Origin of the sequence: Rummeliibacillus suwonensis, from assembly GCF_007896435.1 — a bacterium.
Classification (GTDB): Bacteria; Bacillota; Bacilli; order Bacillales_A; family Planococcaceae; genus Rummeliibacillus; species Rummeliibacillus suwonensis.
Window position 1 is genome coordinate 1 of sequence record NZ_VCBL01000004.1, and the last position, 14,095, is coordinate 14,095.

Annotated in this window: 10 protein-coding genes and 2 riboswitches; of the genes, 4 read left to right on the forward strand and 6 right to left on the reverse strand. The window is 36.0% G+C overall.

Annotated elements, in window-relative coordinates:
• Positions 1 to 531 precede the first annotated feature (531 nt).
• Positions 532 to 1,581, reverse strand: a complete 1,050-nt coding sequence (locus tag FEU33_RS16580) for a 2,3-butanediol dehydrogenase (protein WP_146550601.1) — start codon at positions 1,579 to 1,581, stop codon at positions 532 to 534.
• Positions 1,582 to 2,215: 634 nt separating this feature from the next.
• Between FEU33_RS16580 and FEU33_RS16585 the strand changes: the two genes are divergently transcribed.
• The 3 genes from FEU33_RS16585 (at position 2,216) to FEU33_RS16595 (ending at position 5,182) form a co-directional block, all read left to right on the forward strand.
• Positions 2,216 to 2,776 (forward strand): SLOG family protein, encoded by a 561-nt coding sequence (locus FEU33_RS16585; protein ID WP_146550602.1) that lies wholly within the window; start codon positions 2,216 to 2,218, stop codon positions 2,774 to 2,776.
• Between the two features lie 388 nt (positions 2,777 to 3,164).
• Positions 3,165 to 4,229 carry an LLM class flavin-dependent oxidoreductase gene (locus tag FEU33_RS16590; protein WP_146550603.1) on the forward strand — a complete coding sequence of 355 codons (1,065 nt, stop codon included), beginning with the start codon at positions 3,165 to 3,167 and terminating at the stop codon, positions 4,227 to 4,229.
• Entirely contained in the window at positions 4,229 to 5,182 is a 954-nt protein-coding gene (locus FEU33_RS16595; protein ID WP_146550604.1) for an ATP-grasp domain-containing protein, read from the forward strand. The genes FEU33_RS16590 and FEU33_RS16595 overlap by 1 nt, the downstream gene beginning before the upstream one ends.
• Before the next feature lie 148 nt (positions 5,183 to 5,330).
• Here the strand turns inward: FEU33_RS16595 and FEU33_RS16600 are convergent, their stop codons facing one another.
• The 4 genes from FEU33_RS16600 to FEU33_RS16615 form a co-directional block, all read right to left on the reverse strand.
• On the reverse strand, positions 5,331 to 6,500 hold the full coding sequence (locus tag FEU33_RS16600; protein WP_146550605.1) for an SAM-dependent methyltransferase: 1,170 nt from the start codon (positions 6,498 to 6,500) through the stop codon (positions 5,331 to 5,333).
• Positions 6,501 to 6,760: 260 nt separating this feature from the next.
• Entirely contained in the window at positions 6,761 to 8,092 is a 1,332-nt protein-coding gene (locus FEU33_RS16605; protein ID WP_146550606.1) for a nucleobase:cation symporter-2 family protein, read from the reverse strand.
• Positions 8,093 to 8,107: 15 nt separating this feature from the next.
• Entirely contained in the window at positions 8,108 to 8,677 is a 570-nt protein-coding gene (locus FEU33_RS16610; RefSeq protein WP_146550607.1) for a xanthine phosphoribosyltransferase, read from the reverse strand.
• Positions 8,678 to 8,922: 245 nt separating this feature from the next.
• A riboswitch (purine riboswitch) is annotated at positions 8,923 to 9,024 on the reverse strand.
• A gap of 513 nt (positions 9,025 to 9,537) precedes the next feature.
• Complete coding sequence (locus tag FEU33_RS16615) at positions 9,538 to 11,010, reverse strand: amino acid permease (RefSeq protein ID WP_146550608.1); 1,473 nt, start codon at positions 11,008 to 11,010, stop codon at positions 9,538 to 9,540.
• Between the two features lie 172 nt (positions 11,011 to 11,182).
• A riboswitch (Lysine riboswitch) is annotated at positions 11,183 to 11,362 on the reverse strand.
• Between the two features lie 193 nt (positions 11,363 to 11,555).
• Between FEU33_RS16615 and FEU33_RS16620 the strand changes: the two genes are divergently transcribed.
• Positions 11,556 to 12,770, forward strand: coding sequence for a CynX/NimT family MFS transporter (locus tag FEU33_RS16620; protein WP_146550609.1), 1,215 nt, complete (start codon positions 11,556 to 11,558; stop codon positions 12,768 to 12,770).
• Between the two features lie 126 nt (positions 12,771 to 12,896).
• On the opposite strand, the gene FEU33_RS16625 is transcribed toward FEU33_RS16620, so the two are convergent.
• Complete coding sequence (locus tag FEU33_RS16625; protein WP_146550610.1) at positions 12,897 to 13,886, reverse strand: iron-hydroxamate ABC transporter substrate-binding protein; 990 nt, start codon at positions 13,884 to 13,886, stop codon at positions 12,897 to 12,899.
• Positions 13,887 to 14,095: the final 209 nt, after the last annotated feature.

Sequence of the window (14,095 nt, forward strand, 5' to 3'; positions counted from 1 at the left end):
ACATCTGTCGCTTACGCTTTCGATGCGGAAGGAGATCTGGAGTCAACATCGTGTTGACTCGAGGAGATTGAAGCCAAGCCCGTGGAAAGCGCCGTCTGCAACGGAACAAAAATTTCTGAATATTAATGTTCATGTTGATTTAAAATGTTCGTGTTTTTTACCTGAATTTTACATTATGAAATTGATTCGAATATATAAATTTTACATAAAAATCGAAAATAATATAAATTAAGTTAATTCCATAATTCTAACACTTGTCTCACAAGGGTTTCAAAACAATAAAATATGGGACCTCCCCAATTTGGTATAATTTAAATGACCAAAACAGATAAACAGAACCATTGATTGGAACTTAAAAAGATGATGTCTGTGTTGAGAGAACATCATCTTCATTTAAATAATTTAGAATTTTTTCAGAGTAACCAAAGATACATTTTAAAAAGTGCAAAAAAACTGCAGGTCATCCAATTTATAAGGATTTGCCTGCAGTTTCGTTTTTCTATTTATCTTTTAATTTGATATAGTTAAGACCTATTTTTCTCCGCTTAATTCAACTAGAATTTTAGCTTGAGATTTGTCGTTCGTTAATGCTTCAAAGCCTTTTTCTACAATATCGTCTAATACAATTTGAGAGGTGACGATACCTTGTGGTTTCAATTGACCAGTGCCCATTAAATCTACAGTTTGTTGGAATGTAGTTGGTGTATAAGCAATGGTTGAAGTGATTTTGACACCTGTATTCGTTAAATGTAATGGGTTCCATTCGATAGGACGCGCAAAGATAGAAACGATCACCATTGTCCCACGTGCACGAGTTGAATCGATGGCTTGTTTAAAGGTTGGAGCCACTCCAGCCACTTCAAATGTTACATCTACTCCATTAGGGACGATTTCTCGAACAGCTGCTGGTCCATTGACTTTCCCTGAGTTGATGATATGCGTAGCACCCAGTTCTTTCGCTTTTTCTAAACGCGTTTCAGAAAGATCCAGAACAATAATTTTAGTGGCACCCGCTGCTTTTGCGGCAAGTGTTGTCAATAACCCGATTGGGCCTGCACCATAGATGGCTACGGTATCTCCAAAGCGTAAATCGGCTTCCTTAACAGCTTGTACAGCTACGGCTGTTGGTTCCACTAAAGCACCATCTTGAAGTGTTAGCGTTTCAGGTAAGCGATATAAATTGGATTCTGGAGCATTTGCGTATTTGGTGAAACCGCCGTCTCCATGTAAACCGATAAAGCTGAAGCCATCATAACAGTCAACATCTTCTGGTTTATCGCCATGTGTTAATGTTGGATTCACCACTACGCGATCTCCCACTTTATAATTTTGAACGTCCTTGCCGACTTTTTCAATAATCCCTGCAAATTCATGACCCATAATAATGGGAGCGATTTCCCCAGTGAGTTCATCTGCTTTTTCAACGGGTACAAACACAGGTCCCTCTTGATATTCATGTAAGTCACTACCACAGATCCCTGCCCATGCGACACGAACGGTTACTTCATTATCTTTTAATGGTTTTAATTCTTTTTCTTCAATACGAATGTCTTTCTTACCATGCCATACTGCTGCTTTCATTGTTTAGACCCTCCCAGAAAATTATATTTATATAGTTTAAATTCGTATAAATTTCATCATATATAGGCTAACTTCTTCTATGTGCACAGTTTCCGGAAACGTTTTCACAAATGTACTATATCTACTATTTTTAGTACGACTATATTATAAATTATCTTTTTATAAAATGCACTTTATTAGACTTATAATATTGAGGTTAAAACGCAGCCTAAAATAACTAGTTTTAGAGCTAAATATTAATAGAATCTTTCTATAAGATGCAGCTTCATAAGCTTTTATCTGCAACAATGCAATATTCTTCTTAAGTTACAAATAATCCCATTGTAAATAAAACATAGCTATTGTAAAATGAAAAGCGAAAATTGTTGATGTACATACACTTGTTTTCACATTAAACACTGACTTAACAAGTAGACTGGGCAACGACATAACTATTTCTATACTTATTTCAGTCAACCGGTTTCTATAGAAATCGGTTTTTTATATTTTATGTGTGTTATATAAAGCGGCAACTTTTAAAAAAATATCTGCCTCGCCTGTAACAAACAACAATAGTCGTAATGTTAAAACAAAATCTATATCCAATGAATATGTCAGATAGAATCTAACTTATGTATCAAAGTGGGAGGTATATATGCTAACTCGTCTTGTTATAACTGGCTATAAGGCACATGAACTTGGTATTTTCGACGATCATCATCCTGGCATTCCTATTATCAAAAAAGCCTTACAGGATCGAATTATTCCACTCCTTGAAGATGGGCTTGAGTGGGTGATTTTAAGTGGTCAACTAGGTGTAGAAACTTGGACCGCAGAAGTGATTATGGATTTGCAAATGGAATATCCTGAGTTGAAATATGCAATCATGACACCCTTTTTAGACCAAGAAAAAAATTGGAACGAATCCAAACAAGAAAAATATGAAATGATTTTATCACAAGCTGATTTTGTGACAAGTCTAACAAAACGACCATATGAAGCTCCTTGGCAATTTATCGAAAAAAATAAATTCTTTCTAAAAAATTCTGATGGGATCCTGATCGTTTATGATGAGGAAAAAGAAGGTTCGCCAAAATATATAAAAAAACTGGCTGAGCAGTATGCCAACAATCATGACTATGAAATTTTCCTAATTAATGCGTATGATTTACAAATCGCTGCAGAAGAAGAACAGATGAAAAAGTGGGAAGAATAATAATCTACTATTATATTAAGGTTAGAACTGATTTCAACAGTCAGTGGTCAAGTTCTCGGTACGAAAAAACTACCATTATGTAAGCTAGAGTTTTTATTTTCGCAGATAGATTGTTGTATCAAGATTTCATTGCTATTCTTACATTAATTGTCTGTTCCATTTCATCATCTAACAAAAGAGGCCTTGTTGGGTCTCTCGTTTTTATTTACCCTATTTTCATCATCCCAATTTTCTAAACCAGTTATTTTTGATCATTCTATGACAAATCCCTACTTATCGCCTTTGTTTTATCGATATTATATTGTTTATCACATGGTTTTATGCTAAGATAAACACACGTAATAGTCAGACTATTTAAAAATCAGACTGGAAAGGCGGCTTTAAGGATATGAAATACGGATATTGGTCACCTCTTTATGGTGGTTGGTTACGCAATATTGAGGATGAATATAAACAAATGCCAGCTACATTTGATTATGTAAAAAAAGTGGCTCAGCAAGCTGAACAACTTGGCTATGATATGACCCTGATCGCTGAGTTGTTTTTAAATGATATTAAAGGAATCGAGGAACCTGCATTAGATGCTTGGTCTACTGCCGCAGCTGTTGCCGCAGTTACAGAAAAGCTAAACATCCTTGTAGCTATTCGCCCAGGTTATTATAAACCACAAACTTTTGGAAAAATGGCTTCAAATATCGATCATATTAGCAAGGGTCGTCTTGCTTTGAATATCGTATCTGCATGGTGGGAAGAAGAAGCACGACAATATGGCGGTGCTTTCACTGCTCATGATTCACGCTATGCCCGTGCGGAAGAATTTGTCAATGCATTAGAAGAATTATTCACAAAAACACCTGCATCATTTAAAGGTGATTATTATGAATTCGAAAACACTTATCTTTTACCAAAACCATTAAGAAACAACCATATCCCTATTTTTGCTGGTGGTGAATCTGAAACTGGTAAACAAACAATCTCTAGAATTTGTGACTCTTATGTCATGCATGGTGGTACGATAGAAGAGATCGAAGCGAAGATTAAAGAAATGAATGGTCGACGCGTGGAACTTGGTAAACCAGATTTCGAAACATTTGGTATGGCTGCCTATGTTATTTGCCGTGATACAGAAGAGGAAGCACAAGCTGAATTAGAAAGAATCACTTCGATGAATCCAGATAGCAAAGCATATGCCGGTTATCAAGATTTCACAAGCAAATCACAACTAAATGTAAAAGTCAGCAAAGAAGATTATTGTGTATCAAATCGTGGCTTACGTCCAAATTTAGTAGGTACTCCTGAACAAATCGCAAAACGTATTCTTGCCTATGAAGAAGTTGGGTTGAATTTATTGATCCTACAATTCTCACCACAGCTAGAAGAAATGAAGATCTTTGCTGAAAAAGTAAAACCATTAGTAGAACAACTTAGAAATAAAAAAGTGGAGGTTAAATGATGTCAAAAGTTTATATTATTCATGAAAACAGCGAATGGACAGATCATTTAACAAAACGTTTAGATGAACTAAATATTCCATATGAAGAATGGTTCTTAGATCAAGGGACAGTTGATTTAAGTTCTGTACCACCAGAAGGAATATTTTACAGTCGTATGAGCGCATCATCACATACACGTGATCACCGTTTTGCACCAGAACTTGCAAACGCAGTACTTGCTTGGTTAGAATTCCACGGCCGTACTGTCTTTAATGGAACAGATGCACTTAAATTGGAACTAAGTAAAGTAAATCAATACTTAGCACTTGAAAAAGCCGGTATCCGTACACCAAGAACGATTGCTGCTGTTGGTAAACAACAAATTATTGAAGCAGCAAAGAAAATCAATACCCCTTCATTTATCACGAAACATAATCGTGCTGGTAAGGGACTTGGTGTTCAATTATTCAACACTATTGAAGCATTAGAAGCATATGTAAATGGTCCACTTTACGAAGAACCCGTTGATGGTATTACATTAATCCAACAATACATCAAATCGCCAGAATCATTTATTACTCGTGCTGAATTTGTTAATGCTAAATTTGTTTACGCTGTACAGGTTGATACATCAAAAGGTTTCGAGTTGTGCCCAGCGGACGCTTGTCAGATCAATGACTTATTCTGCCCTGTTGGCGAACAAGTAGAAGAAAAGCCTAAATTCCAAATCGTAGATAATTCCGTATTAGATTTAGAACAAATCAAATCTTATGAAAAATTCTTAAAAGATCAAAATATCACGGTTGCAGGCATTGAATTCATTAAAGCTGAAGATGGTACAGTTTACACTTATGATATCAACACAAATACGAACTATAATAGTGATGCTGAAGCCAGAGCTGGAAAATACGGTATGCTAGAACTTGCTACTTTCTTAGGCAAAGCATTAGAAAAAGAGCAAGCGCTTGTTTAATAGTAAAAATAAAAAGTAGCTTATGCTGGAACAATAATCTAAGAAAATATGCCATATACAAAAGCACAGAATGCGGATTGAATAGCATTCTGTGCTTTATTTTTATATAATCCAAAATGGAGTTTGCATCCAGCCCTTTATATTTGCACTATTGATACATATATTCACGGGTCATTGGCATTTCATTGTTAACACCTTTTGTAAAGATCAATTGTGATAAGTCAATATTACCTGCAGCAAATGATGCGGCACATGCATTTAAGTAAAGTCTCCACATACGGATAAATGTCTCATCCTTCATCTTTTTCACTTCTTCTATTGCCCCTTCAAAGTTGGATGCCCATATATCTAATGTTTTCTCATAATGACGACGAAGACTTTCAAGATCGACTAAATGAAATTGTTTGGATGTAATATGCTGAACAAGCTCTGCTACACCTGGTACATAGCCTCCAGGGAAAATATATTGATCAATCCATGAATTCGATGCACCTTCCTTTTGGCACGTAATACAATGGAGCATAGATATTCCTCCATCCGCAAGTAAATCATAGACTTTTTCAAAGTATTCCTCTAAATGGTCCTGACCTACATGTTCTAACATACCGACTGATACTACACGATCGAATGATCCTTGTATATCTCGGTAATCCATAAGCTTGACATCGACTAAATCGATGAGATTTTCTTCAATAATTCTTTCTTTCACACGTGCATATTGTTCGTTTGATAATGTAATACCTGTAGCTTTTACGCCATATTTTTTGGCAGCAGTGACGATGAGTTCGCCCCACCCACAACCAATATCTAAGAGGGTTTGATCCTTTTGGAGATTAAGTTTTTTGAGGATATATGCAACTTTATTGCGTTGTGCATCGGCTAATGACTCATTTTCATGTTTAAAGTATGCACATGAATAGGTCATCGTTTCATCTAACCATAATTTATAAAAATCATTGCCGATATCATAGTGGAATTGAATATTTTCTTTGCTATGTTTTTTATTGTTCGTAATGGTCTTTAAAAGGGTTTTATATAACTTGCCATTGCCAAGAAAACTACCTTGTTTTTCATAAATCGATTGAACAACTCTTTTTAAGTCCCCTTCAACTTCAAGTTTCCCTGTCATATATGCTTCGCCCATTGCCATAGATGGATCTTGCACAATTTCAGCTTTGGGAATCACTTCATTCATCTTTATTCTAAAAACAGGTTTTCCTTCTCCATAATGGACCTTTTCCCCATCCCATAATGTAATTTCTACAGGATCGGAAAATGTACTTTTAAATAACGTCTTGTAAAAATATTGATCGATCATCTTCCACACCTCGAATAATAAGTAATGGACACCTTTTTCTGTCTGCGAATGACCGCAATCTAGAAATCGGATCCAAAGTCAAATAATTATTGGAAAATTATTGTATACAAAATCATTATAACACTAAATCTCAAATTCAAAGTAAAATGGGTTATATGCTTTTATATAATCTATCCTGAATAATTCGAAAAGGTGACAAATTGGATATTTTTACACAAAAAAGCCCCATCCTATTGGATGAGGCAAAAATAATCTAGATGTTAAACATGCTTTTCAGTGAGGTTCGTTTTGACTTCGTTTGTTTCCTTTTTCACTTCTATTTTTTCATCCCGTCTCCACGGAATCATGTTGAAGATAATATTTAATACGATTGCTGTTACACTACCAGCAACAATGCCATTACTTGTTAGAATACGCACTGTTTCTGGAAGCACTTTGAAAATATCAGGAACGACTGTTACACCAAGCCCCATACCAATCGAGCAAGCAATGATCATTGCATTTCCTTCTGATTCATTTATTGCACTGCCTAACATTTTGACACCTTGTGAAATAACCATACCAAACATAGCGATCATCGCACCACCAAGTACAGCTGTAGGAATGATTGTTGTTAGTGCAGCAATTTTAGGCAAGAAACCCAATGCGACAAGCATAATTCCTGTGATAAAGATGACAGCACGATTTTTTACACCTGTCATTTGTATTAGACCCACATTTTGAGAAAACGCTGTATAAGGGAATGAGTTAAAGATCCCACCAATAATTGAAGCTAAACCTTCTGAACGATAACCACGTGCTAGTGCCTTATCGTTAATAGGTGTATTTGTCATACTGCTCAATGCAAAATAAGAGCCTGTAGATTCAACAAGCGATACAATCGCTACAAGCGTCATAATGATGATTGGTTGTGCATGGAATTCTGGTGTTGCAAAGTAAAACGGTGTTACAATTTGTCCCCATGCAGCATCAGCTACTGGTGAAAAATCTACCTTTCCCATAAAAGCAGCTACTACAGTGCCAAGTACTAAACCTATTAAAATGGCAATTGAACGAACAAATCCTTTTGTGAAACGATACAGTAAAACAATAGCGATTAATGTACCAAACGCAAGTGAAATATTAGAAACTGACCCGAAATCAGGAGCTCCTTGACCACCACCTGCATTATTAATAGCGACTGGGATTAATGTGATCCCAATAATCGTGACGACAGAACCAGTAACAATGGGCGGGAAGAATTTTACGAGTTTTCCAAAGATACCTGAAATAAGGACAACGATTAAACCGGACGCAATAATTGCACCATAAATAGAGCCAATACCGTATTTTGAGCCAATGCCAATGATTGGTGTTACAGCTGTAAATGTACATCCAAGAACTAACGGTAATCCAATACCAATTACTTTACCACGCATAACTTGTAATAATGTCGCGATACCACACATCATAATATCAATAGATACTAAATACGTTAACTGAGTTGAATCAAATTTTAATGCACCACCAATGATTAATGGTACTAAAATGGCTCCCGCATACATTGCTAATAAATGTTGGATTCCAAGTGTTGCAAGTTTTGCCTTGTTCATCTGATTAGTTGCCTCCTAAGCAAATTGTACTTTTCCATTTTCTAATGATGAAATAATCGCTAACGAATCAACGCGATAACCCTGTTCACGTAGTAATTGACCTCCTGGTTGGAAGCCTTTTTCTATCACAATACCGATTCCACTTGTAGTAGCACCTGCTTGTTTAACAATGTCGATTAATCCCTTTGCTGCTTCCCCATTTGCTAAAAAATCATCGATTACTAATACAATATCACCTTGCGTTATATAATCTTTTGATACAGAAATTGTATTGGTAACCTTTTTAGTGAACGAATAAACATTTGCAGAATAGAAATTATCTGTTAATGTTATAGATTTACGTTTACGAGCAAAGACAACGGGGATTCCTAAAATAAGTCCAGCCATTACTGCTGGTGCAATGCCTGATGATTCGATCGTAAGGATTTTTGTCAAACCTGCATCTTTATATCGATCGGCAAACTCTTGACCTATTGCTTGCATGAGTTGTGGATCAATTTGATGATTCAAAAATGAATCTACTTTTAATACATCTCCTGATAAGACTTTACCTTCCCTTACGATTTTTTCCTGAAGTGCTTTCAACCTTGGGATCTCCCTTCTTATTTTCACGTTTTTAAATCTACCTTGCTTTCAATGACCGGATTTTCAAGAATTCACATGCTGCGAACCTGATAGGCAATACCCCGCAATGCTGCGTCCTTCTCCTATCTTTCTTGACACGAGCCACTTCAGTTTTTAAATAGATAAAAAGCCCGAAGAACTCGTACATCCAATCATCTATGAGTGGAGCAAGTCCTTCGAGCTATAAGTCGAAAAGAACAATTTATAAACATTGCGTTGCTTCTCATAGTCAGATCATTTACGGTGATCTGGTAGAAACTTGCAAGCCATATTCTTGCTATTATATGAGTAAATGATATTCAGTTTTAAATTGAGAATGTCCCAATTATAGCATGCTATTTATAAAATTCAATAAAACATTAAAATATAGAATAATTCTGATAATTGTAAAACCCGAATATTTACAGATATTGAAACGAAATTTCAGCTAATCTCCGAACATTTTAGAGGATAATCACACCAATTCTCTTATATATTCATCCTTCTCGCTTACTTCGCATCATTATCATACAATATTTTCCACAAAGGATGATTACCCAATATGATTAGCTAAGTTTCGGTACGTCTTAGTCGTTTTCCTATAAGTGCGCCCATTTAGTGAAATCATTTAGCGACCGGGCATGACAAGTGAGACCCCTATATGAAAACACGACCTGGATTTCATGAGGAGGCCTCCATGCTCGCCCAATCTGAAATGACATACAAAGTAAATATAATAGAGGAAATAGCATCCGAATTGTTAAATAGTTTATGAAAAGAAAATCATTCGTTTTTTTTAGCTCAAAAGCATTGTGAAACCGATTCTATAGACTATTTTTTTATTATTCTTTCATATGGCGTTTAGCCGTCAAATCCGCATCCTCTAGACGGATTATCTTTGTTTTATGTTTCCATTTATAACCAAACCAAATAATCAGGAAGATCGGTAAACCAATATAGGATACGAAAATACCGTTCCAATCAATGTGATCCCCTGTAAATGCTGTGTAATTTTGACCAAGTATAACAAACGCACAAACTACAAATGCAAAAATCGGACCAAATGGGAAGAATTTTGAGCGATACGGTAATTCAGATAAATCATGACCCTGTGCTACAAATACTTTACGGAATCGATAATGACTTGCTGCAATTCCTAACCATGCGATAAATCCGCACATGCCAGATGCATTTAACAGCCAAGTATATACAGTACCTGTACCGAACAAAGATGCTAAAAATGATAAGCAAGCAACTAGTATAGTTACAATAAGTGCTGCGATTGGTACACCGCGTCCATTTAATCGTTTAAAGATTTTAGGGGCCTTCCCTTCCATCGCCAACTCCCATAGTGTACGAGATGATGCATATAAGCCAGAGTTGCCAGCAGAAAGAATAGCCGTTAAAATAACTGCATTCATAATAGAAGCCGCAAAAGCGATCCCTGCGTTTTCGAATACTAATGTAAATGGACTGACAGTCACGTCATCACTATTAGCTAGTCGTTGATCCGTATACGGAATCAATAATCCAATTGCCAAAATAGCTAGAATATAAAATAACAAGATACGCCAAAAAATCTGCTTCACAGCTTTTGGAATAGTTTCACCTGGATTTTTGGTTTCTCCTGCTGTAATACCTAATAATTCAGTACCTTGGAATGAGAATCCAGCAGCTAAAAAAATGCCGAATGTCGCAAAAAATCCACCGTGAAATGGTGCATCCCCTTTAAAGAAGTTCGTGAATCCGATCGGCGCTTTTCCCCCAAGAATACCGAAGATCATTAAAAAACTCACTATCAAGAAAATAATAACCGTTGCAACTTTAATAACCGCAAACCAATATTCACTTTCCCCATAGCTATTAACCGACAAATAATTCAACACAAAGATAACAAACAGAAATGCCGCACTCCAAATAAATGAAGGCATATTAGGAAACCAATATTTCATAACGATTGATATAGCAGACACTTCGGCTGCAATCGTAATCGCCCAGTTATACCAATAGTTCCAGCCTAGCGCAAATCCTAATGACGGGTCGATAAATTTTGAAGCATACGTACTAAACGATCCTGAAACGGGCATATACGCAGCCATTTCCCCAAGACTAGTCATCAAGAAAAATACCATAATACCGATTAGACCATATGCAAGTATTGCACCGCCTGGTCCAGCAACAGCAATTGAATTCCCACTTGCCAATAGCAAACCGGTTCCAATTGTTCCACCAAGAGAAATCATGGTAATATGACGACTTTTTAACCCTCTATTTAAGCTCTGTTGTTCACTAGAGCTTGTCTTTTTTGTACTCATAATTCTCCTCTTTCCGATTTATCACAAGAAAAGGTAGAGTAAAGTTAATTAAAAATGGTTCTATCTCAAATATTTGAGATATCCTTGTTTCGATACCCAACATTTAGTATAGATCCTAAAAAAAATACCATCCAAGTAACTTGAGATGGTCACTAAAACTCCCACCAATCTTGATCAAGATAGCTCAACACATCATTTCAGATGTGACAGTTCTGCACCTTTCGGTAACAGCCCCAGCATGGACAATAAAAAGCTTGTCGACACTTCGGCAATATCCCCTTTTTAATCGAGTCTATAATGCTTTTTCATCTCGTCGATTATACTCATGGATATAGCAACCTCTACCTCACCTACTGGATGAGGCATGTAATATATAATTTCAATACGGCTTTTATTATAATACAGAGAATTTTTAATAACAAGACGTAAAATAACTGTTATTTTAATACAATTTAGACTTAACAATTATTGATGTTGGAATATTGAAATCTACTATTTATTAATGATACGGTTACAAAGAAGTTTCTTTTCAGGGAGGCTGTACAATATTGACACAACTGACATCTAGACAAAGTAAAAAATTACATTGGAATCGAAATACTTGGATACTTGTACTTGGTATTATTTTCATATCATCTACTTTACGTTCCCCTCTAACATCAGTAGGCCCAATTATTACCTATATAAGACAAGGCTTGGATATTTCCAATGTACTAGCAGGTTTTATCACAACTATTCCACTACTAGCATTTGCACTGGTTTCACCATTTGCGCCAAAATTTGCAAGACGCTTTGGGTTTGAGAAAACCTTGCTATTTGCCATGATTATTTTGGCCATCGGTATAGTTGTACGCTCAATTGGGAACATCATTTTCTTATTATCAGGGACAGCACTCATCGGTATTGCCATTGCATTTGGTAATGTTTTGCTACCAGCACTTATTAAGCTAAAATTCCCTTTACAAGTCGGATTGCTAACTTCCATCTTCACAGTAGCGATGAATATTTCAGCGAGTATTGCAGCAGGTGTTAGCTATCCAATCGCCAGTACAATTGTCGGTTGGAAAGGTGCGCTTGGCTTTTGGTTTATACTTACGATTATTGCTTTTTTCGCGTGGTTACCACAATTACGCCAACAAATAAATGTAAAAGAAGATCATAAGCATATGAGACCTAGCAAACCGATTTGGAAATATCCTTTGACATGGGCTATTACGCTATCAATGGGCTTACAATCCTTACTCTTCTATACAACTGCAGCTTGGATTCCAGCCATGCTAGAATCTCAAGGGATGAGCGCCCATCAAACGGGATGGATGTTCTCTATTATGCAATTTTCACAATTGCCTATGACATTTCTTATCCCTATACTAGCGGCGAGAAAATCCGATCAACGCTCATTAGTAGTGATGTTTAGTATTTTGTATGTTATTGGTTTTTCAGGGATTTTGCTGAACCTAACTTCACTTACTATTCTTTGGATGATTTTCATCGGTCTCGCAGGTGGCGCATCATTTGGACTAGCGATGATGTTTTTCTCTTTACGCGCTCGCAATGCATTCGAAGCCGCAGAGATTTCTGGTACAGCCCAATCTATCGGCTATCTATTAGCAGCAACAGGACCTGTACTTTATGGCTATATTCATGATTTATTTGAAAGTTGGCAATCAGCCAATGTACTCTACATTGTTGTAGTAATTGGTTTGTTCTTTTTCGCATGGATATCTGCAAAAGATCGTTATGTAACATCTGAAAAATAGAAAACTAGACTGGTTCAAAAGAAAAATTTTTGTCCTATAATTGAAAAAGGCACGGATGCTGATCCATCAACATTCGTGCCTTTTGGATATTATGTTTTTACCTTTAACTTTGTTTAGCTATGCTTATTATTTAGCCAAACTTTTTACTACATTATCTACGATTTGTTCATTGGCAATAGGGCCTGTGTAAAGCCAGCTTTCTTTAGAAGAGAATTCGTGGACATTGCCAGCCTTTACAGCAGGAATGCTTTGCCATAATTTATTGCTTAATGTGCTTTTGGCTTTTTGCGCATCACCATTGACTAAGAAAATGTGATCAGCATCTAATTCTACAAGTTTTTCTAATGAAATCTCATTCCAGTTACTTGTTGATTTTGCTGAAATTTCTTTGACTACAGCAGGAACTTTTAATCCAAGGTCTTGATATAGAACTGCACCTGTTGATAATTTTTCATTGACCATATAAAATTTACCGCCAAATAACCATACTGCCGCTACAGATGGCGTGCCTACTGCATCATTGATTTCTGTTTTAGCTTTTGTTACTTTTTCATCGTATTTATCTAAAATCTCTTGTGCTTGATCTTTTTTATCGAATACATCTCCGACACGCAATAATTCATCACGCCAATCATTGTTTTGTTCTTTACCAATGACATATGTAGGAGCGATTTTGCTATATTGTTCGTATTTGTTGCCCTCTACCATTTGCGCTGAATCCATAATGATTAAATCAGGTTTAAGTTTTTGAACAGATTCAAATGGTAAATCATAAGAAATCGTTGGTACCTTCCCTAGTTTGTCTTGTAAGTAATCTTGAATGCTTGCCCCATCACCTACACTCCATTGAGCAACTGGTGTTATTCCTAAGGCAACCAAGTTATCTTCTAAATATGATGCAATCACTCGTTTAGGATTTGCTGGGATTTCCACTTTATGTCCCATTGCATCTGTGACAACTCGTGTCGTAGATTTAGCTTGAGAAGATTGTTCAGTTTTTTGATCACTTGTTTTTTCACTGCTATTTTCTTCGTTACAAGCCGCAAGTGAAAATGCTAAGACACCTACCCCTAAAAGTTGTATTGCCTTTTTCTTACTTAAAACGTTGTACATCATTAAAAGCCCCCTGAAAATTTTTTATTTTAAATTGAAAACGATTATCGATATCAATTAAAATATAATTATTAGACATTGTCAAATTCCAATGATCTATATAAGATTTATAAAGTATAACTTTACCTAGTGGAGATTTCCTTCATCCCTACTGGGCATTCATTAAACCAGTAGAGCTTATACAAGCGAAGTTGTCTCCCTTGTTATTTTGA